Annotated in this window: 19 protein-coding genes and 2 pseudogenes; 15 read left to right on the top strand and 6 right to left on the bottom strand. The window is 35.9% G+C overall.

Translation table 11 applies throughout. From position 1 onward, the window contains the following. Window positions 1–43: 43 nt before the first annotated feature. Window positions 44–1,030 carry a CobW family GTP-binding protein gene (locus CIK00_RS14120; RefSeq protein ID WP_101769471.1) on the bottom strand — a complete coding sequence of 329 codons (987 nt, stop codon included), beginning with the start codon at window positions 1,028–1,030 and terminating at the stop codon, window positions 44–46. A 203-nt stretch (window positions 1,031–1,233) separates the two neighbouring features. Here CIK00_RS14120 and CIK00_RS21710 point away from each other — a divergent pair, with 203 nt between their 5' ends. From CIK00_RS21710 to CIK00_RS14090, 6 genes are all read left to right on the top strand, one after another. After that, window positions 1,234–1,446, top strand: coding sequence for a KTSC domain-containing protein (locus CIK00_RS21710; RefSeq protein WP_101769470.1), 213 nt, complete (start codon window positions 1,234–1,236; stop codon window positions 1,444–1,446). A gap of 164 nt (window positions 1,447–1,610) precedes the next feature. Further along, window positions 1,611–2,606 carry a RelA/SpoT domain-containing protein gene (locus tag CIK00_RS14110; protein ID WP_101769469.1) on the top strand — a complete coding sequence of 332 codons (996 nt, stop codon included), beginning with the start codon at window positions 1,611–1,613 and terminating at the stop codon, window positions 2,604–2,606. Window positions 2,607–2,720: 114 nt separating this feature from the next. Next, window positions 2,721–3,143 (top strand): PACE efflux transporter, encoded by a 423-nt coding sequence (locus CIK00_RS14105; RefSeq protein ID WP_101769468.1) that lies wholly within the window; start codon window positions 2,721–2,723, stop codon window positions 3,141–3,143. A gap of 680 nt (window positions 3,144–3,823) precedes the next feature. Next, window positions 3,824–5,146 (top strand): paraquat-inducible protein A, encoded by a 1,323-nt coding sequence (locus tag CIK00_RS14100; RefSeq protein WP_101769513.1) that lies wholly within the window; start codon window positions 3,824–3,826, stop codon window positions 5,144–5,146. Between the two features lie 11 nt (window positions 5,147–5,157). After that, the gene (pqiB, locus tag CIK00_RS14095; protein ID WP_101769512.1) at window positions 5,158–6,798 is read left to right on the top strand and encodes an intermembrane transport protein PqiB; all 1,641 of its coding nucleotides are present in this window, start codon (window positions 5,158–5,160) and stop codon (window positions 6,796–6,798) included. Between the two features lie 2 nt (window positions 6,799–6,800). Further along, window positions 6,801–7,370, top strand: coding sequence for a PqiC family protein (locus CIK00_RS14090; RefSeq protein ID WP_101769467.1), 570 nt, complete (start codon window positions 6,801–6,803; stop codon window positions 7,368–7,370). Between the two features lie 118 nt (window positions 7,371–7,488). Here CIK00_RS14090 and CIK00_RS14085 read toward each other — a convergent pair whose 3' ends face one another. Beyond that, window positions 7,489–8,142, bottom strand: a complete 654-nt coding sequence (locus CIK00_RS14085) for an HAD family hydrolase (protein WP_101769466.1) — start codon at window positions 8,140–8,142, stop codon at window positions 7,489–7,491. 209 nt (window positions 8,143–8,351) lie between these two features. Between CIK00_RS14085 and cqsA the strand changes: the two are divergent. Next, window positions 8,352–9,519: pseudogene (gene cqsA, locus CIK00_RS14080) on the top strand (alpha-hydroxyketone-type quorum-sensing autoinducer synthase). Window positions 9,520–9,615: 96 nt separating this feature from the next. Here cqsA and CIK00_RS14075 read toward each other — a convergent pair. Further along, window positions 9,616–11,667 (bottom strand): ATP-binding response regulator, encoded by a 2,052-nt coding sequence (locus CIK00_RS14075; RefSeq protein ID WP_101769465.1) that lies wholly within the window; start codon window positions 11,665–11,667, stop codon window positions 9,616–9,618. Window positions 11,668–11,841: 174 nt separating this feature from the next. Here CIK00_RS14075 and CIK00_RS14070 point away from each other — a divergent pair, with 174 nt between their 5' ends. After that, window positions 11,842–12,471 carry a class I SAM-dependent methyltransferase gene (locus CIK00_RS14070; protein ID WP_101769464.1) on the top strand — a complete coding sequence of 210 codons (630 nt, stop codon included), beginning with the start codon at window positions 11,842–11,844 and terminating at the stop codon, window positions 12,469–12,471. A gap of 88 nt (window positions 12,472–12,559) precedes the next feature. Here CIK00_RS14070 and CIK00_RS14065 read toward each other — a convergent pair whose 3' ends face one another. Further along, window positions 12,560–13,966 (bottom strand): amidohydrolase, encoded by a 1,407-nt coding sequence (locus CIK00_RS14065; protein WP_101769463.1) that lies wholly within the window; start codon window positions 13,964–13,966, stop codon window positions 12,560–12,562. A 302-nt stretch (window positions 13,967–14,268) separates the two neighbouring features. On the opposite strand from CIK00_RS14065, the gene modA reads away from it, so the two are divergent. The 5 genes and pseudogenes from modA to CIK00_RS14040 all read left to right on the top strand — a co-directional run bounded on the left by modA (window position 14,269) and on the right by CIK00_RS14040 (window position 17,592). Beyond that, window positions 14,269–15,039 carry a molybdate ABC transporter substrate-binding protein gene (gene modA / locus CIK00_RS14060; protein WP_101769462.1) on the top strand — a complete coding sequence of 257 codons (771 nt, stop codon included), beginning with the start codon at window positions 14,269–14,271 and terminating at the stop codon, window positions 15,037–15,039. A gap of 199 nt (window positions 15,040–15,238) precedes the next feature. Next, the gene (modB, locus tag CIK00_RS14055; protein ID WP_101769461.1) at window positions 15,239–15,928 is read left to right on the top strand and encodes a molybdate ABC transporter permease subunit; all 690 of its coding nucleotides are present in this window, start codon (window positions 15,239–15,241) and stop codon (window positions 15,926–15,928) included. After that, window positions 15,928–17,028 carry a molybdenum ABC transporter ATP-binding protein ModC gene (gene modC / locus CIK00_RS14050; protein ID WP_101769460.1) on the top strand — a complete coding sequence of 367 codons (1,101 nt, stop codon included), beginning with the start codon at window positions 15,928–15,930 and terminating at the stop codon, window positions 17,026–17,028. Before modB ends, modC begins: the two co-directional genes overlap by 1 nt. A 67-nt stretch (window positions 17,029–17,095) precedes the next feature. Further along, window positions 17,096–17,277 (top strand): annotated as a pseudogene (locus CIK00_RS14045) (Bor family protein); the annotation flags it as partial. 123 nt (window positions 17,278–17,400) lie between these two features. After that, a complete protein-coding gene (locus CIK00_RS14040; protein WP_101769459.1) occupies window positions 17,401–17,592 on the top strand; it encodes a hypothetical protein in 192 nt (63 codons plus the stop codon). Window positions 17,593–17,940: 348 nt separating this feature from the next. Here the strand turns inward: CIK00_RS14040 and CIK00_RS14035 are convergent, their stop codons facing one another. Together CIK00_RS14035 and CIK00_RS14030 are read right to left on the bottom strand one after the other, a co-directional pair. After that, window positions 17,941–18,225, bottom strand: coding sequence for a type II toxin-antitoxin system RelE family toxin (locus CIK00_RS14035; RefSeq protein WP_101769458.1), 285 nt, complete (start codon window positions 18,223–18,225; stop codon window positions 17,941–17,943). Continuing rightward, window positions 18,215–18,463: a type II toxin-antitoxin system Phd/YefM family antitoxin gene (locus tag CIK00_RS14030; protein WP_045037887.1), complete on the bottom strand. Its 249-nt coding sequence runs from the start codon at window positions 18,461–18,463 to the stop codon at window positions 18,215–18,217. The genes CIK00_RS14035 and CIK00_RS14030 overlap by 11 nt, the downstream gene beginning before the upstream one ends. Before the next feature lie 74 nt (window positions 18,464–18,537). Between CIK00_RS14030 and CIK00_RS14025 the strand changes: the two genes are divergently transcribed. Together CIK00_RS14025 and CIK00_RS14020 are read left to right on the top strand one after the other, a co-directional pair. Next, window positions 18,538–18,867 carry a hypothetical protein gene (locus CIK00_RS14025; RefSeq protein ID WP_101769457.1) on the top strand — a complete coding sequence of 110 codons (330 nt, stop codon included), beginning with the start codon at window positions 18,538–18,540 and terminating at the stop codon, window positions 18,865–18,867. A gap of 324 nt (window positions 18,868–19,191) precedes the next feature. Next, window positions 19,192–19,731, top strand: a complete 540-nt coding sequence (locus CIK00_RS14020) for a hypothetical protein (protein ID WP_101769456.1) — start codon at window positions 19,192–19,194, stop codon at window positions 19,729–19,731. Window positions 19,732–19,936: the final 205 nt, after the last annotated feature.

The raw sequence follows: 19,936 nt of genomic DNA, 5'->3' as shown, positions 1-19,936 counted from the left end.
CAATTGGTATGAGCGATGAATCTATAACGACGGATTAATTGGATTATTTAGCTACCGTATTTTCAGTAATTGAACATAGAATATTTTCCAGTTCATCCCACGGTAAGATCTCACTATCAATAACTTCAATACGCGATTCAAATCCTTCTAGTGAGAGTTCATTCACTGACACAACTTGATTAACAACGTTAAAAGCAAAGCAACCATTTTCAGTATTCACTACCGCTTTAATACGATTAGCACTGAGGTTTGAAAATAGACTGAATAATTTTGAAAATTCAAATAATTGATCAGCGGCAAAGAACCAGCCACAACTGTGATAGCCCTGACCATGGTTTTCTTTGCGAATAAATTGTTGTCCAGGCGCTAATTCTAATTCTGGTAGTGGTTCTGTTTGGTCGTGACCATGATGATGGCTATGCTGTGCCTGACGATCTGTACGTTCAATATCAAGCCATTCAAGTTCAAGTCGGCCATGTTCAACTTCAGCAATAAGAGCTTTCTTAGGCTCCGCTTTTTCCATTGCTGTTTGGAACGTGTATAAATCAAAGTCATCACATTGATCAATTTTATTGGCAACGACGACATCGGCTAATGCGAGTTGATCTTGAAAATTAACGTTATCAGTATAAATGCTCTCTGCAAAATGGCGAGGATCAACCACGGTGATTGTTGCGCGCAAATCGACATAGTTGCGGTAGCTTTCTGATGTTAATTTATGAATGACTTCTTTTGGGTGACCCAAACCTGTTGGCTCAAGTAATAAGCGGTCAGGTTTCTGAGCTAATAGCGCATTAATACCTACAGACATGGGTAAGCCTGCAACACAGCACATACAGCCACCAGGAACTTCTTTGATGATAGCTCCTTGTTGTTCTAGAAGGGCACCATCAACGCCAATATTACCGAATTCATTAATTAAAATAGCCCACTTTTCATGTTTAGGTTTGCGAGCGAGCAAAGAAAGAATAGCGGTGGTTTTTCCGGCACCTAAGAAGCCAGTAATAATATTTGTTGGAATACGTTTCATGTTTTTACTCAATTCCTAAACGATTAAGTACCAAAATAATGAGGTCAGTTTACGTGAGCGGCCTTAAAGTGACTAGTACAACTAGGTGAAGCGTTAGTTAAGTGCCGTTTTTGACTGCAAAAATAATGAAAAGCAAAAAAATGTAGGTATATTATAGCGTTTTTGGCATGATTAATTATTCAATGAATAACGGGTGAATATGAATGATTAATTGGTTTGTTGTTAATTCTGATTCAATAAAGAAAATAGGACATGATGCAACTAATGATTGTCTGTATATTAATTTTGATGATGGTGGAGAATATACGGTATACACAAATGTATCACTGTATGCTTTTTATCATTTTTCGTTAGCAAACTCGGTTGATGATTATTATCGACAGGTGATTAAGATAAATTATTCAATAAAGCAGTAATGCCATTAGTGGTAACTTTGTTATCATTTTAAAGTTTGTATTAAGTTGAAATACATAGATGAAAAGCATAATTTATGTTCAATTATAAATTTGATAAACGATGTAATATTTAATTGATTGTTAATATTTATAGATAAATATTCTTTATTAATAAGTGAGCTAAAATGAGTATTGCTTTTTTGACAGAAGATGAATTTCTGCACCAAAATCGGATTAGTCAACAACAGTGGCAAGCCAGTCAGATTACGTGGTCGGAATTAAAAGCAATCGGCTTGTGCCACGAACAACGAACTGAAGCACTAAATGTTACCGCTGAATCATATGCACGTATTATTCAGCAATGTTCACATGTCCATTCTGTGCGCTGGCGAGTAAAAAAACCACAGCATTTAATGGAAAAAATCGTTAGAAAAACACAGCCTAATATTGCGACATTCAAAACTAAATATCTTGGTATTAATCAATATAACTATGATGCCATTGTCACTGATCTGATTGGTGTGCGGGCTCTACATTTATTTAAAGATGATGGATTAGTTATCCATGATTATTTAATGAGTAAGTGGCAGTATGAAGAGCCACCTGTTTATTATGTAAGAAATGGTGATGATGAAGTTTCAACTAAATTACCTGCGGATATTAAAGTAAAAATACATCCTGCAGGTTATCGATCGTTACATTATGTATTTGGTACTCAGTTACAACAACGGTGTGTTTTTACGGAAGTACAGGTAAGAACTATTTTTGAAGAAGCGTGGACCGAGATCGATCATAAAATACGTTATCCTAATTTTTCTACTGATGCAGAAATTTGTTCATTTTTGCTTATATTTAATCGTCTCGTTGGATCTGCCGATGAAATGGGATCCTTTGTAAAGCAACTTGCAGCAGAGGCAACACAGCGACAACAGGCATTGACAATATCAGATGATGGTATAGAGAACAGTGTTGTTGATGTCGAGGCTTTATTTCAAAAATTAGAGGAAAAAGTAAAAAAACAACATGATTCTCAATTGGTTATAGACCAACTTCGTCAGCAAGTTATGCAATTAAAAGCAGATAAAAAAGCATTGCAGCAATCAATGGACTCAAAGATGTTAGCCTCAACAATTGCTATAGCTCAACGGTGTTGTAAGGCTTCTGAGTTGTTAGATAAATAGCTTGTCTATCTGTTTTTCGGATGGGTTCTAGCTTGTTAATAGCAAAAAAACATTTATAGTTATATGCATATAAAGCTATCTATTATAAAAATAAATATACTGAGGAAATTTTTGATGAGAACGCGGTTGGATCGTATTCGCCATGCGATTTGTTTTGAAATTATTGGCTTAATTTTAATGGTGCTTGTATTAAGTCAATTTGGGTTTGATGGTAGTCATGTTGGTGTTGTTGGGATTGCGTTTTCAATTTTAGCAACCGGTTGGAACTATATCTATAATATATGGTTTGATCGTATGCTTTATCGTCGCTATAAAACCGCTACGAAAACCTCTATTATCCGCATTATTCATAGTATTGGATTTGAAGCTGGACTTCTTGTTGTTACTATTCCTATTTTGTCTTGGGTACTCAAAGTTACGTTGTGGGAAGCTTTTGTACTTGATATTGGAATGGTGCTTTTTTATCTTATTTATGCATATGTTTATAACATTGCTTATGATCGCTTATTTCCAATACCTGAAGTATCACAAGATTAAAACAGAATAGTTTGATAAAAGCCTCTAATAAATATCTTTCCAGTTGAAAGAGTATTAGGGGCTTTTTTATTGATTATTATCTAATGAAGAATTTTTGATAATACTATGGCTAACTGTTCATTCAATGGTGTCTTTTTTTATCAGATAATGTATTTATACATATGGATAGCCATTTTACATTTCTTCAAATACTTATGAGTAGTATCTATTTGTAATAAAAAATTACACTTTAAACTAAACGTAGCGATAACCACTGATTTAAGCTGTAATATGCAATATTTTTAAAGAGTAAAGGACGATTTATTGAATGGTTATACTTTCATTGGTTTATGTTATTCCTTCTGAGTGTTGATGAAACGTGAAAATGAATGGCGATTAAATGTAATGCGGTATTAAGTAAGAATACTGTTATAATGTATACCGTTCAAAATAAAGTCTCGTCATGAGATAACACATGGTAATAATGCGTGAGTAAACATAATAAACGCTGTATATAACCATGAGTTTTATTTATAACGTAGTTTGGGTTGGTCGACGATAATTCGTTGGGCATGTGTTTATTTTTTGAAATGATTTTTAATATGTTAGTAAACTATACTATCAGATTTATTTGTCATAGGTGATGTACGTTGAGTAAAGAAAGTAAACTCGCACGAAAGGCGGTTGACGTGCAACAATCAATGATGATTGCGTGTGAAGAGTGTGGGTTGGTTGTTGATATCCCTAATTTAAATGAAGGTGAAAAAGCGACGTGTCCTCGTTGTAGTCATACTTTAATAAAAGCCGTTAGTTTGCCCTTTCAACGTCCTGTTGCTTACGGCATAGCGTGTTTAATCATGTTAACATTAAGTCTTTCATTTCCATTTTTATCTTTTACTGTAAATGGAATGGGGCACCAAATTACACTCTTAAATGCGGCCGAAACATTACAACATTTTGAAAATAGCGTGTTAGCTGTTTTGTTAATGACGACGGTAATTATTTTTCCTGCTATGTATATAGTGCTCGTTTTATATCTCTATTACCGCGCTAACAAAGTAAAGAATATTGGTCATGTTATCCATGCTCGCAGCTGGATTAAATTTTTATGTCGAATGTTATTTAAAATCCAACCATGGCTAATGGTTGATGTGTTTTTAGTGGGCGTTTTAGTGAGCCTTGTTAAAATATCAGCATTAGCACATATTGGTTTAGGCAATTCGTTTTGGGCTTTTTGCCTTTATAGTGTACTAGTTATTAAATGTGTTTCATTAGTTGATAGAACATGGTTGTGGGATCGGTTTTTTGCTATGGTGCCAGTTGATGGGGTTCATGATGGTGATACGCATATGGATCATAACCATGTTGGATGTCATGCTTGTAATCAAATAAATCCAATGCCAACAACACATCATGCGCGTTGTTTACGTTGTGATAGCCGATTACACGTCTTTGATGCTAACCATTCATTACAATATGCTTGGGCGTATTTGATTGCATCCATCGTTTTTTATATTCCCGCTAACTTATATCCAATGATGTACACCGTGAGTTTAGGTCAAACGGAAGGATCTACGATTCTAGGGGGGGTAGTTCTACTCTGGAAAATGGGTTCATGGCCCATTGCTTTGGTCATTTTTATGGCCAGTATTTTTATTCCGATGGCTAAAATGTTTACTTTAGCATGGCTATATTTTTGTGCAGGTAAACGAATAGATGATTCTACCCAGATAGCAATTAAGTGTTTAAAATTATACCGTTTAACCGAGCTTATTGGTCGTTGGTCTATGGTTGATATTTTCGTGGTTGCTATTTTGGTAGCTTTAGTTCAATTACAAAATGTAATGGCAATTTCACCCGGCCCTGCAGCGTTATGCTTTGCTATTGTAGTGATATTTACAATGTTATCCGCCATGAGTTTTGATCCGCGTGTATTTTGGACGCCTAAGCGTAAATCTTACAAACAAGATTCAGAGTTAGATACTGTTGAATCTAATTCAGTAGTGCCTAGTGTACATAAATGAGAAAACAGATGATGAGTGATAACCAGCCGACAGAGGCTAAAGTACAACATTTGAAACAAGTATCACCAATATGGATTGTGCCATTGGTTGCGTTAGGTATTGGTCTTTGGATGTTTATTCAATATTTAAATAGCCAAGGACCGACGATTACTATTCGGTTGCCAAATGCTTCGGGTATTGAAGTTGGAAAAACCGCGATTAAATCGTTAAATGTTAAAGTTGGTGTAGTAACAAAAGTCCAATTAAGTAAAGACTATAGTTATATTACTGTTACGGCTCAAATGGACAATGATACTGGGCGCATGCTTAAAAATGACACCTTATTCTGGGTGGTTAAGCCGCGCATTGGTAAAGGTGGCGTTTCTGGTTTAGATACGTTGCTTTCTGGCTCATATATTGAAATGCAGCCAGGTGAAGGTAAAGAAGATAAGCATCATTTCGTTGCGTTAGATGTACCGCCGGTTGCACCTGCGGATGCAAAAGGGTTACGCGTTATTTTAACTAGCCGTCAAGCGGGTAAATTAGGCGTGGGTGATCCTGTGCTTTATGATGGTTTTACCGTTGGTCGTGTTGAGCAAGTAAGTTTTGATATCAACAGTAAACGGGCTAATTATCAATTATTTATCTTTGAACCTTATGATAGTTTAGTTCGTACTAGCAGCCATTTTGTTCTTAGTTCTGGTGTCCAAGTTAAAATGGGTGCCGAAGGTTTCAATGTTAAGATTGGCTCATTAGAATCGTTAATTACTGGTGGTGTAACCTTTACGACACCTGCAGATGATCAAGGCAGTTCACAATTAAAACAAAAATCATATTATCGTCTATATGAGAATGCGGCTGAAGTTCGTGAAAAAATGTTTGAACAACATCTTGATTTTGTTATGTTATTTAGTGAATCCATTCGCGGCTTAAAAGCGGGGGCTCCAATTGAATATCGTGGTATTCAAATTGGTACGGTACAAAAAGTGCCATTGCGTTTACCAACAAGCCAAGAAGGTTTTACGAGCAAGCAGATTCCAGTATTAATACGAATTGACCTTGGGCGTGTTTATGATCATACCGATGAAGGTACGTTAACGTCATTACATGCAAACCTTGAAAAAGAATTTAAGAAAGGCCTACGGGCAACATTAAAAACGGGTAATTTGCTGACTGGTGCATTGTATGTTGGCACGGATGTCTATAAAGGTGAAAAGCCAGTTAAGACATTGGAATATGATGGTTATGATATCTTCCCAACCAAAGCGGGTGATTTAGCTGAAGTACAAAAACAGCTAACAAATTTATTGAATAAATTTAATAAATTGCCTGTTGAGGATACATTAAATTCAATGACGGCAACCTTAAAAGCATCTGAAAAAACCATGGCAACGATGCAAACGACGATCAATGATTTAGATCACTTATTAAAACAAAAAGATACCCAAGCATTGCCTGGTGATGTTCGTGCGAGTCTAAAGCAGATTCAATCAACATTAAGTGGCTTTGGTCCTAATGCTGCGCCATATCAGAATCTTGAAGGTGCATTAACACGTTTTGAAGCAGTGATGACTGAACTTAAACCTGTGTTACGCCAACTAAATGAAAAACCAAATTCCCTTGTATTTGGTGATGAGAGAACAAAAGATCCTGTACCTGTTGGAGGTCGTTAATAATGAAAAAATGGTTAATTATCGCTGCTGCTACTGTAGCTGTAACAGGTTGTAGTAGTACGCCTGAAGGAATTAATACCTTCTTGTTACCAGCAGGTAAGACGTTAATGGTATCGCATGTCAATAATCAACCATTATTGATTGTACGTCCGGTTGAAGTTGCTGCACATTTATCTGGAACTGGTTTAGTTTATCAAACATCAGCAACAGAGATGGTTGAAGCACAGCAAAACTTATGGGGGGAGGCATTATCAAAACAGCTAACCCGTCGTATTACTCATGATTTACGCCAAAAGCAGCATCAATTATGGGCAACACAGTTAACACCGACACTATCAACTGCGGGAGCGCCTGGATTACAGGTTCGTATTAACCAATTTAATGGTGTATATACCGGTGTCGCTAAGGTTGCTGGTGAGTGGATGGTCATTGGTGCAAGTGGTGATTTGCAAACAGTGCATCCGTTTGAGTTTAGCGTGCCATTAGTAAAAGATGGTTATAGCGCTCAAGTAGAAGCATTATCAACGGCTGTTGGTGAGTTAACGACACAAATAGCAAATGCAGTGAAGTAAAGTCTATTCACTAAAAAAAGCCCACAGGTTAATAGCCTGTGGGCTTTTTTGTTTCTGTTAATGTGGTAATCCCAAGTAATAATATTGTTAGTTTTACACTCTAGATTGGTATGTTCTATTAGTGTGATTGTAAAAACGTTAATGCTTCATCCATAGTATTAAAAATATGGTGCCCTAAAGCGCGAGTATCAGCGTCTGGTTCGACTAAATCGATGATCTGTAGTGTGGCCATATTGGCAGACACCGCAGCCTTTACACCATTGTTAGAATCTTCAAAGGCAATACATAGTTTAGGATCAATGTTCAGACGTTGTGCAGCAAGAAGATATATTTCAGGGTTTGGCTTCCCATGAGTAACTTCATCACCACTGGTGATATGTGAAAAATAGTGGTTGAGGCCAGCGAGACGAAGTTTTTTTTGTGCTAATGCATTGTGAGTCGATGTCGCTACGACCATGGGAATATTGTGTGTTTGTAACCATTCTAATAAAGCAATAACACCATGCTTCACTGGAATAGCTTGATGTTCAACAACGGCAAGGTAACGCTGCATCCAACGTGGATGAAATACACTATAATCTAATAGCTCACCATAGCCTTGTTCGATAATTGGCTTAATACCTGCCTGATTACGCCCAATGATAGAAAGGTAGACATCCTGCTTAAATGGAATATTCATTTCAATACATGTTTGTTTAAATGCGGTCATACACACTTTTTCAGTATCAAGCAATAATCCATCCATATCAAAAATTGCTGCATTGTATTTCATTATATTCTCAGTGTTATTATTTTATAATACAGTTTCTCATAATATTAATCTTTAAAATAGATCATTTATAGCAAATGGAAATGTTATTAGTATTTTTTTATAAAACAGATATAGAATAATTTGTTGTGTATTTTTAATTTAATAATAATATATCACCGTTATTTATAAATATGTAAATAACATGATTATTAATTAAAAGGAAAATATCAATGAACATGCATAATTTATCTAAACCATTACCTGAGTTTATAAAAAAAAATTGAATTTCATCTAGAAGAGCTTATTTATCCTCGAAAAAATCAACAACATTTAGTTTTAGGAAAAAAACCGACAGAAAATGGTGTTTTATTACAGAGTAATGACTATCTTGCTATATCAAATCATGAATATATTCGAGACATTCATATAGAGGCATTAAGCAATAATAAAAAAGATATTGTTATGTCTGCGATATTTTTACATAAAGAAGACGATCATTCTTTTGAACATCAACTCGCTGATTATACTGGCTTTGAACACTGTATTTTGTCTCAATCTGGATGGGCGGCTAATGTTGGATTAATTCAGACAATCTTACCTATAAATACACCTGTCTATATTGATTTTTTTGCACACATGTCATTATGGGAAGGCGCTCGAATTGCAGAAGCTCAGATTCATAGCTTTTTACATAATAATATTCGCCATTTAGAGAAATTAATAAAGCGTAATGGACCGGGACTTATTCTCGTTGATTCTGTCTATAGTACATTAGGCACTGTTGCACCGTTGACTGAGATTGTCGCGCTCGCTAAGCATTATGGCTGTGCTATTTTGGTTGATGAATCACATTCTTTAGGTACTCATGGACCAAAAGGTGCAGGGTTAGTTGCTCAATTAGGTTTAACTGATGATGTTGATTTTATAACGGTTAGTCTAGCGAAAGCATTTGCTTATCGTGCAGGGGCGATATTATGTAGTAACAAAATAGGACAAGCATTACCGTTTGTTGCACGTCCAGCTATTTTTAGTTCAGCGTTATTACCCCATGAAATAGCGGTATTAGAGGCGACATTAGAAGTCATTAAAAACAGTGATGATCGTCGTTTTCGCTTAACTGAGCAAGCTGATAAATTACGTAATGGATTAGTTAAGCTTGGATTTAATATTCAAAGCCAATCACAAATAATTGCTCTTGAAACAGGTAATGCAACCAATACAGAAATAATGCGGGATCATTTAGAGGATATGAATGTTTTTGGTTCTGTTTTTTGTTCACCCGCAACGCCAAAAAATAAAAATTTGATTCGATTTTCTGTTAATAGTGAATTAACAGATAAAGAGATAGATATTATTTTAGATGCGTGTTTATCAATGCGTTGTGAGTTAGAATTATAATAATCACTAATATAATTAGTATGAAAATTTGTAGTTAAATAATAATTTAAGAGTAGGTATATAATAAGATGATACCTACTCTTTATTCTGGTTTTATTATTCCAACCATTTGTTAACAATATCTAACAATGTTGATTTAGAAGATGGTTTTAGAAGGAAATCATTAATGCCAATACTCATTAATTCTTTTTTATGCGTATTATCTAATGAACCAGAATAACAGATGATAGGTATATGTTGATGTGCTTTATATTTATTATTAGTTCTTATTTCTTTGGTTGCGTCTATGCCTGACATGATTGGCATTTGAGAATCCATTAAAATGAGATCAACCGTTGTTTCTTGTAAATAATCAAGGGCTGTTTGTCCATTATCTGCTTCGACAACATCATAACCTGAATTTTTTAATAGAATACCTGAATATAACCTTAATGACATATTATCATCAACAATCATAATCTTAGCTCTATTTGAATGAACTGTTTTCTGTGAAATATTGGTTGGTATTCTTTGGGTGAAAATGTGGGTTATTAATTTTTTTTGTAATGTATCTATATGATTATAATTTAATAAATATGGTTTATGTGTTTTTGAGAGTGTGATTTTTTTAGCGTTATGTTGATGCTGAATCAGTATGATTTTTATAGTTGTAGTCGCTATATGGTTATATATTTTAACTAATAATTCACTATCGATTTCATTAATATCAATGATAATACAGTCATAACTATTTTTTTCGTTATTTATAGTATTATAAGAGGTTATTTTTTGATTATTAAATGTGAAATTATAAAAGAAAGCGAGATGATTCATATCTGTTAAAATTTTGCTATTATCACCTAAAAGTAATATTTTTTTAGTGCTCATTAGGTCATATTGCATTTTATCGATTATCGGTGAGGTGATCATCGGTAATCTAATAATAAATGTTGTAGATATATTTTCAGTTGAATAACATTCAATGGTTCCAGAAAAGGCATTAATGACTTTTTTGCAGAAAGATAAACCTAAACCAGTGTTGTTTTCTTTTCCTGATGTATAATATTCAGTAAAAATATTTTTAATTGATGATGATGGTATGCCTTTACCATAATCTTTTATGCTTATAACTGTTTCATTCTTTTTACTATAAACAGAAATGATAATTTTAAAATTGGCTTTTTCTTTATAGAAAAAAGAATTTTTTAATAAATTAAAGAAAACATAGCGTAGTAAAATATCATTTCCAAAAAAAGTATTATCTTTGTTTATTTGAAAAAACACTAATGCTCTGTCACTTTTCTGTTGGTAGCCATATACATTAAGTGCATTATGAATGACATCATTAATCGACAAGTTATTGAACGATTGTGGCGATATTTTTTGACTGTCAATTGAACTTAACAACAGATTTATGGTGTTATGACCATTGTTTATGATTGAAATATTGTCTTTAATAATAGTGCGTAATTTATGTATTTCAGCATTTGAGATCAGACGATTTTGCTGAGGATCTGCGGTTAAATTTTCAGGTAACAGCTCTAAGAGTACTTCTTGAGAAGCATATAACGCACTAAGAGGATTACGCATTTCATGAGCGATACCACCACTGAATGAACGTGAAAATAATTGCTTACTTTCAATTTCTATTCGGTTGCGATAATTAAAGCAAATACCAGTGAAATAAGAAAAGCTGAATACAATAAGATATGAGGAATGGAAACCAATTCCAATATTTCCCATTGCCATATAACCGAGTAGAGCGGCACTGCTTGCTGCTATTGTGGTAAATATCAGGATAAGTAACCAGTCATAGATAATAATAATGGATAAAAAGATGGCAGCCATAAAAGACATTATCCATTCAACTGACCATTCATTACGTATCATCATATAACAAAAGAAAAAAGGTAAGCAAAAACAGATAGTAAAAACAAAATGTTTCTCTTTATAACGAGAAAATAAGCTCGGCATCTGAGATTTAATAGCAAAGGGCAAAAAGAGGAATGCGCAGACTAAGCGTAATGGTAAGTTTTCATAAGGCTGCGGAAAGAGATAAGTCCAGATTAAATAATAAGCAGGGAAACCTATACTACCAAATAGCCCGATAAAAAATAAATTCGGTTCAATATAACGGTAAGCGCTGGTTATTCTTTGCTTAATGCTCATTTAATTTCACATGACTACGGATGACTATTGTTAATATTATCTGTGTGGTCAATCATTAGCAAGTTTTTACGTTTTTATGCTTTTATTTTATTGTTAATCATAAAGATTCGCTAAAAACTCTGATTGTGACTTTTAAAATGATATGGTGACTATATATAATTTTGGAGCATTTTAATGTCTTTTTTTACTGCTTTTTTTTACGATAATGTAATGAAATATACGGAAGAAGCTTGTTTGGTTGAATGGCGGCGAACATTGCTTGAAAATGTAGAGGGTAATGTGCTGGAAATTGGTGCAGGAACGGGGGCTAGTTTGGGTCTTTATCCACAAAAACCATCATTAGCGCTTTATTTGTCTGAACCTGACTCACATATGCGGATGCAATTGGAGAAAAAATTGCATTCACAACCTAATATTAAGGCGACAGTTTTATCTTGTTCAACCGAGAATATTGACAGTGATGATGACTTTTTTGATTATGTTTTCGTGTCATTAGTGTGTTGTTCGGTTAAAGATGTGGCGGCATCATTACAAGAAATTAAACGAGTTCTTAAACCGACTGGGCGCTTTATTTTTTTAGAGCATGTTGCTGCAGAGCCAAATTCTCGTTGTTATCATTGGCAACAACGGCTTAATTTTATTTGGCGTCGAGTTGCAGATAATTGCCATCTTAACCGAAATACAGAGCAGTCAATCATTGATGCAGGCTTTGTGATTGAAGATATTCAATATGAAAAAATGCGAAAAATGATCGCCGTCGTGCAGCCAACCATTAGAGGTATTGCGCGTATAGCACCTGAGTAATTAGCGCGATATCGCTTACATGTTAGATAAGCATAAAAAAGAGAAAAGAGTACTGAACACTCTTTTCTCTAAATAACTATCGCAAGTATTATTGTACGATTTCGCCACTTTCAACGACAGTTTTACGTACGACATCAGCAAATTTTAATGCTTCATCACGCACTGTTTTTTCATTCACCGTCAGAATATTACGATTTTCCATAAGCAACTTACCGTCAACCACTGAGTGCTTAACATTGGTCGCATAAGCAGAATACACCAATGCAGAGTATGGGTTATAAACAGGGATCATGTTGGGTGCTTTAGTATCAATCACGATAATATCAGCCAGTTTCCCCACTTCTAAAGAGCCAATTTTATCTTCCATGTGTAATGCACGTGCAGCGCCAATGGTTGCCATTTCAATCACATTGATAGGGGGCATTGCTGCGCGATCTTTATTAACGAGTTTGTGTACTTTAGCAACTTGGTTAAATTCATCGATGGTGCTTAATGTGTTACCTGACATTGGGCCGTCAGTGCCTAAACCTATACGTAAACCGTCATTAAACATTTTTAATGCAGGTGCAACGCCTTTAGCTGACTTGATATTAGCACTCATGTTATGAGCAACACCGACATCATGCTTTTTCAAAATAGCGATGTCTTCATCATTAGCATCGATCACATGCGCGGCTAAGAAGTTTGAATTTAGTGCGCCAATTGATTCCATATATTTAATTGGAGATAGGCCACCTGAACGCTTGGCAATAACTTCACGCTCACGCTTAGATTCAGCAAGGTGCATCATTACAGGCACATCATACTTGATTGATAATTTGGCAATGGTTTGTAGTGTTTCTGTTGAGTTAGTATATGGGCCATGTGGTGCAAAGGCTGGTGTGATACGCGGGTGGTTTTTATATTGCTCAATAAAATTAAGCGTATATTTAATACCATCTTCTGGGGTTTTAGCACTTGCCACTGGGAACTGAATAATGGTTTCGCCTAAGATGGCACGCATACCAATTTGATCAACAGTTTTAGCTACTTCATCTTCAAAGTAATACATGTCAGCGTAAGTTGTTACGCCACCTTTAAGCATTTCTACGTTGCCAAGTTGTGCGCCAATACGCACCATATCACGCGAAACCAGTTTCTTTTCTAGCGGAAAAATATAACGGTGTAGACGATCGGGCACGTCATCGGCCATTGAGCGAAAAACAGTCATTGATGCGTGAGTATGAGCGTTAATTAAACCAGGCATAACAATGTCACCATCAGCATCAATGGTTTTAATTGCTTTGTATTCACTTATATTTGAACCATCAGTAACGGCATAAATTTTATTGCCTTTTACTGCGACTAAACCATTATCAAATACAGTTTTGTCTTGATCCATGGTGAGCACAGTCGCATTTTTTATTAACAAATCAACATTTTCGATTGCATAGGCTGATGTGCTAATAAGCGAAGTTGCAGCTAGAGAAACAGCAAGTAACGTTTTTTTAAACATAGTGAATTACCGAAACGATGGATTTTCGCCGATAATACAGTGCAATAAATGAATGAAAATAACTATTTTATTGATTACTTCTATTTGTGATCAAGATCTTGTTGATGTAATAAAATTAACGCATAAATGGCATAAAAACGCTCAATTTTAGAAATAGAAATCGATTGCTTGTTTGAGTTTTGCATATTTAATCTTTGACGGTAGATTGATCTTATTTATAAATATTACTTTTTGGCATAAAAATATAGTTGGTAAATAGCGATATATACATTACTATATATCGAAATATTATGGAGTCTGTTATGTCATTTAAATCTGCTGTCATCACCGCTGCTGTATTATCTCTGTTTGCACAACCCGCTTTAGCAGCTGAAAAAGTGACGGTGTTTGCGGCATCGTCACTTACGAATGCGTTAAACGCGATTGCTGCTAAGTACCAACAAAAAACAGGTGTAGAAACAACATTATCCTTTGCATCATCCTCGACTTTAGCGCGTCAAGTTAGCCAAGGTGCGCCAGCCAATATTTATTTATCAGCCAATGAAAAATGGATGGATTATGCTGAGCAGCAAGGGGCCATCGCGGCCAATACCCGTAAAGACATCGTTAGAAATAGCTTAGTGATGGTTGCTCCTTTGGCGTATCCACAAAATAAAATCAAAGTAAGTGCCAATTGGAATTTAGCCAAAGCATTAGACGGTACCCGTTTAGCGGTTGGTGATCCTAACTATGTACCTGCTGGTATTTATGCAAAACAAGCATTAGAATTTTTAGGATTATGGAAACAAGCACAACCATTATTAGCCAGCGCTAATAATGTGCGTTCAGCGCTGGTGTTAGTTGAGCGAGGGGAAGCCCAACTGGGGATTGTTTATAAAACAGATGCTGAAATTTCTAAAAAAGTAAAAACAGTGTATCAATTTCCTGCTGATTCGCATAAACCGATTGTGTACCCAATGGCATTAGTTAAAGGCAATGTGACGCCAGCTGCAAAAGGCTTTTATCAATATTTACAACAGCCTCAAGCCGCTGCGATTTTTAAATCTTATGGTTTTGATCAAGTAACAAAATAGTAGCGTAGGTTGTTAAATACATATTACTAATGAGTCAATGATAAGGTACTGAGTGAAAGCTTAGTACCTTTTATGTTTTATTCGGTATTATGTTAAAAAACAGCAAATAAAGCATAGGCGTTAAATCGTTACTGACTGCCAGTAAATAAGTACCTATGCTATTGCTATAACGAATAAAAGTTTTACAGGATTGTGGTTAGTGCTAACTGAATATGAATTAGAAGCGTTATTTTTAAGTTTGAAAATTGCCAGTGTCGCGGTGATATTCAGTTTACCGTTAGGTATTGGTTGTGCGTGGTTATTGGCTCGACGTCAGTTTTGGGGTAAATCATTATTAGATGGACTGATTCATTTACCATTAGTGTTACCACCGGTGGTTATTGGTTACTTATTGCTGATCACCATGGGTCGTCAAGGTACTATTGGTAAATGGCTTTATGAATGGTTTGGCTTTACCTTTAGCTTTAGTTGGCGAGGTGCTGCATTAGCGGTCGCGGTAGTTTCATTTCCATTAATGGTACGTTCCATTCGGTTAGCATTAGAAGGCGTTGATAAGAAACTAGAACAAGCCGCGTTTACTTTAGGTGCATCGTCGGTTCGAGTATTTATGACGATCACTTTGCCATTAATGATCCCTGGCATTCTTACGGGGACAATTCTAGCCTTTGCGCGTGCCTTAGGTGAGTTTGGCGCGACGATCACTTTTGTGTCTAATATTCCGGGGCAAACTCAAACCATTCCTTTAGCAATGTATTCCTTTATTGAAACCCCTGGTGCGGAAAGTGAAGCGGCAAGGCTATGTATCGTCGCTATTGTGATCGCATTATTATCATTGTTTGCGTCTGAATGGTTGACCCGTATTGCCAGAAAACGGTTGGGGGCAGCGTAATGAGCACTAAAACAGCGCAAAAAAGATTAAAAATGTGCTTTACCCAACAATTAGGTGATCTTGCTTTAGCGATTGATCTTGATGTTCCTATGCAGGGTATTACGGCTATTTTTGGACGCTCTGGCGCAGGAAAAACCTCATTAGTGAATGTGCTAAGCGGGTTAAGTCATCCTGATGATGGCTATATACAGCTTGGTGATCGTGTCTTATTTAATAGTCAGCAAGGTATAGCGTTAAGTGCTGATAAACGCAACATTGGTTATGTATTTCAAGATGCGCGTTTGTTTCCGCATTACACGGTAAAAGGTAATTTGAATTACGGCGTTAAACATGCCGATCAACAACATTTTGATGATGTGGTTAATCTATTAGGTATTGCGCCACTATTATCACGGTATCCCGCTTCGTTATCTGGTGGTGAAAAGCAACGAGTTGCCATTGGGCGAGCATTATTGACCAAGCCTGATATGTTATTAATGGACGAGCCTTTAGCGTCATTAGACATGCCACGCAAGCAAGAACTGATGCCTTATTTGGAGAAGTTAGCCAAAGAGGTTAATACACCGATTATTTATGTGACCCACAGTTTAGATGAAATTTTACGCTTAGCTGATTCAATGGTGATGCTTAATCAAGGTAAGGTATTGATTTCAGGGCATGTTAATTCTGTGTGGAGTTCTCCTGAAATGCGGCCGTGGTTGCCCGTAAAAGAGCAGAGTTCATTATTAAGTGCGCGGGTCAATATTAACCATCCCCGTTATGCATTAACCCAAGTGATGTTGAGTCACGATGCTTCATTATGGGTGACACAGTTACCTCATCAGCGAGGAGAATGGATACGCGTCCGTATTTTTTCTAATGATGTATCCATTGCTCGCCATTATCCTCAAGCGAGCAGTATTCGTAATATTCTTGCGGCAAGGATAGATAAAATTCATCATGCTGAAGACGAGCGAGTGGAAGTAAAATTACGTATTGGTGAAACCCATTTGTGGGCCAATATTACTGCATGGGCAGCAGATGAATTAGCACTTAAAGTCGGTGATCAGGTGTTTGCTCAGATAAAAGGTGTCAGTGTCACAAAAGATGATTTAGCTTAATATATTATAAATAACAGTGTGATTTATAATATTATCAGCATCACAAACAAAAACAGCTGAATTAAATAAATCACAGCCATTTTTCGTGTCAGGTATTGGTCAACATAAAACTGTTGATGCTGCGAAGCTATGTGTGGTGCCGATAACGTGGCTAAAGTTGAAGTACAACAAACGTTTGTTAATGGTCTATTGAGTGTTGTTACATTTGGTGTTTATACACCACGCCAAGCTCGCGTATTCTGTAAGTAATAGTCAGTATTTGCATCATACCAAGCCTCCCGCAGTGGAGGCTTTTTGGGTTTAAAGAGTCTATTTGTAGTGGTACATTAAATTTCAGACCGCATCGAAGAATTTTAAACGAACCATTTAATTATGCCTAAAGTTCCTGCTGTAGAAATGCTAAAGGGCTTGATGGATATTAAGGAGCTTAAACAATCTGATTTAAAACATATCGCGCCTCAAAGCGTGATCAGCGATATTTTAAATGGCAAAAGAGCTATTAATTTAGCTCAAGCAAAAGGCTTCAATGTAACCAAAATAGGACACCCAAAACTTTCCCTTTAGAAAACAGATAATGATTAATATTATTGTCAGGGCTGATTATCGTCATCCCAGACGATGAATGCTGAGCTTAACCCTCTGTTATTCTTTACAGTGAATGCCCGCGGAGGTGATAGAGAATCGACTCACAGCGCGTTTAATTTTTAAAGTAAAGATATGGTTGCCCTATATTCTGCTGATGACTACTAGTAGAAAAACTGGAAACTAGATGGTAAGTGCCCGATTTTGTGATTACTGTCGGGATGAATAAGTAAAAAAGCATCTGATTTATAATGTTTTTTATATTATTGCGAGATAAATACGGGCGTATATTCAAAGAACAAATACGGGTAAGTTGTTAAACCGCCATGATCAAATCCTGTGTATTGTTTTTTTGTATACGTCGCTGCGTTCTCTTTTGCCGACAGCTAAAACGGTAACAATGATTACATCATCTTCAACTTTGTATACTAATCGGTAACCAGATTGTCGTAGCTTAATTTTGTATAAATTATCAGCACCTGATAGTTTTGACGCAGGAACGTGAGGATTTTCTAAGCGTTCTAATAGTTTTTTCTTAAATTGCTCACGAAGCGTTGCACCAAGTTTATTCCATTCTTTATATGCACTCTTTTTAAAATTTAACTTATAAGTCATGGATGTTTACCGAAATAGTTTCTTCATTCTCACGTTCCGCGGCAAGAGATAATAGTTCAAGATCTTCAACTCGATCCATCAATAGTTCATAAGCTTCTGCTGGTACACAATAAAATGCAGGCTCATTTCTGTTTAGTATAGCAACAGCCTCGCCATAAGCACTTGAAGCAACTTTCATTGGGTTAGCTTTAAACTCAGTAATGCTTGCTGCAACATCAGCTAAAATTCTAGTAGTCATAGTGGTCTCTAATTAGGTTGATTATTCGATCATTATAGCGTGTTATTGCGGCGTTATAAATCATAGGTAATATTTTGAAGTTATATAAATATTTGCATCCCGATAGAATAGATGTTTTAAAGAATCAATCGATTCGTTTTTCACCACCAATTGCGTTTAATGACCCGGTTGAATTTAAACCAGTAATGAGTGGTGTTGCTTCTAATGATTTCTTTCAGAAGTACATGGATAAGCATTTAGATGAACTGATAGAAGATCAATTAACAGAAATTCCAGATGAAATCAAAAATACAATGCCTCAATTGCAACTCCGTGAGTACCTAAGGTCATATGTTAGAAGTAACGACACGTTGTTTAATCATCAAAATAGGACACCCCAAATTTTCCCATTAGAAAACAGATAAGAATCAATATTATTGTCTGGGCTGATTATCGTCATCCCAGACGATGAATGCTGAGCTTAACCCTCTGTTATTCCTTACAGTAAATGTCTGTGAGGGTGATAGGGGATCTGCTCACCACGCGTTGAAGTTTTAAAGTAAAGATATGGCTGTCCTATATTCCATTAGGTGCAAGCTTCCTTATCTCTGATGACAAAAACTTCGTCAAAAAAGCCAAAGCATGTTATGCATATGTGTGTTCTTCAACAGTTGTATGCGAACCAAAGGAATTCATCGAACAATATTGCAGACTCGTATAACAGGGCGTTATAACTACAAGGACGGAATATGCAACAAAAATACGATAAACGACTCATTGCTGCAGATATGCTAGAAGAAGCAATAAATAAATTTAAGACGGCAAAAAGTGACTTAGATTTCATCCAGTCAATATTATTAGCAGGGGCATCTATAGGTATTACCAACCCGTTGCTTTCTGAAAACCAAAAGCTAACTGCCCATGAAAAATCAGCTGAGAATGTTATACGAATACGAGAATATGGCTTGGGTCGTGAACTCAGTCTACAAGAACGAAAAGATGTATTTAGCGGAGCAATGAGGTTCAATAAGCAAGCTTACAATTCTTTAAAACATGCAGGTAAAGGGAAACAGCTGGCTGCATCAGATGACTTGGAGATTGAGACTGATTTTGCGGCAGAAGCCGAGGAGTTGCTTTGGGCTGCTATTGAGGATTTTAAAGGTCTACCTATTTCACCTGAATTTCTAATTGATAATGGTAAAAATGACTTTAGATTACTTATTGGGAGAAGTGACCCACTTGGCACAATACCAGAGATGCGCTGTAAACCAAGAGGCAACACACAATAGTAGTTATAACAGATAAGGATATGTGTCGCGTAGCCGACACTTATCCATACATTTCCTAATATCTACTCACCAGAGTAGAGCAAATAATCTAAGCAGTTTCTGTCCAAAAATGAGCTAACTATCTTGGCTAGCTTATTAGCTGTCTCAAAGCTTGTTTTGGATATATTAGGCTTACATGTCCTCGATACAAGTTTTGGGCTACTTA

The sequence above is a fragment of the Photobacterium carnosum genome (genome assembly GCF_002849605.1).
Classification (GTDB): Bacteria; Pseudomonadota; Gammaproteobacteria; order Enterobacterales; family Vibrionaceae; genus Photobacterium; species Photobacterium carnosum.
Note: the sequence above shows the minus strand (reverse complement) of the source record. Positions and strands in the feature narration are given on the sequence as shown.

What these genes read in the sequence shown, in the direction of transcription:
- CIK00_RS14110 (WP_101769469.1), top strand. Translation starts at nt 1,611, where the DNA reads ATGAGTATTGCTTTTTTGACAGAAGATGAATTTCTGCACCAAAATCGG.
- CIK00_RS14075 (WP_101769465.1), bottom strand. Translation starts at nt 11,667, where the DNA reads ATGAGCATTAAGCAAAGAATAACCAGCGCTTACCGTTATATTGAACCG.
- CIK00_RS14065 (WP_101769463.1), bottom strand. Translation starts at nt 13,966, where the DNA reads ATGTTTAAAAAAACGTTACTTGCTGTTTCTCTAGCTGCAACTTCGCTT.
- CIK00_RS14090 (WP_101769467.1), top strand. Translation starts at nt 6,801, where the DNA reads ATGAAAAAATGGTTAATTATCGCTGCTGCTACTGTAGCTGTAACAGGT.
- CIK00_RS14070 (WP_101769464.1), top strand. Translation starts at nt 11,842, where the DNA reads ATGTCTTTTTTTACTGCTTTTTTTTACGATAATGTAATGAAATATACG.
- modC (WP_101769460.1), top strand. Translation starts at nt 15,928, where the DNA reads ATGAGCACTAAAACAGCGCAAAAAAGATTAAAAATGTGCTTTACCCAA.
- CIK00_RS14120 (WP_101769471.1), bottom strand. Translation starts at nt 1,030, where the DNA reads ATGAAACGTATTCCAACAAATATTATTACTGGCTTCTTAGGTGCCGGA.
- CIK00_RS14030 (WP_045037887.1), bottom strand. Translation starts at nt 18,463, where the DNA reads ATGACTACTAGAATTTTAGCTGATGTTGCAGCAAGCATTACTGAGTTT.
- CIK00_RS14100 (WP_101769513.1), top strand. Translation starts at nt 3,824, where the DNA reads ATGATGATTGCGTGTGAAGAGTGTGGGTTGGTTGTTGATATCCCTAAT.
- CIK00_RS14040 (WP_101769459.1), top strand. Translation starts at nt 17,401, where the DNA reads ATGCCTAAAGTTCCTGCTGTAGAAATGCTAAAGGGCTTGATGGATATT.
- CIK00_RS14035 (WP_101769458.1), bottom strand. Translation starts at nt 18,225, where the DNA reads ATGACTTATAAGTTAAATTTTAAAAAGAGTGCATATAAAGAATGGAAT.
- CIK00_RS14020 (WP_101769456.1), top strand. Translation starts at nt 19,192, where the DNA reads ATGCAACAAAAATACGATAAACGACTCATTGCTGCAGATATGCTAGAA.
- pqiB (WP_101769512.1), top strand. Translation starts at nt 5,158, where the DNA reads ATGAGTGATAACCAGCCGACAGAGGCTAAAGTACAACATTTGAAACAA.
- CIK00_RS14105 (WP_101769468.1), top strand. Translation starts at nt 2,721, where the DNA reads ATGAGAACGCGGTTGGATCGTATTCGCCATGCGATTTGTTTTGAAATT.
- CIK00_RS14085 (WP_101769466.1), bottom strand. Translation starts at nt 8,142, where the DNA reads ATGAAATACAATGCAGCAATTTTTGATATGGATGGATTATTGCTTGAT.
- modA (WP_101769462.1), top strand. Translation starts at nt 14,269, where the DNA reads ATGTCATTTAAATCTGCTGTCATCACCGCTGCTGTATTATCTCTGTTT.
- CIK00_RS21710 (WP_101769470.1), top strand. Translation starts at nt 1,234, where the DNA reads ATGATTAATTGGTTTGTTGTTAATTCTGATTCAATAAAGAAAATAGGA.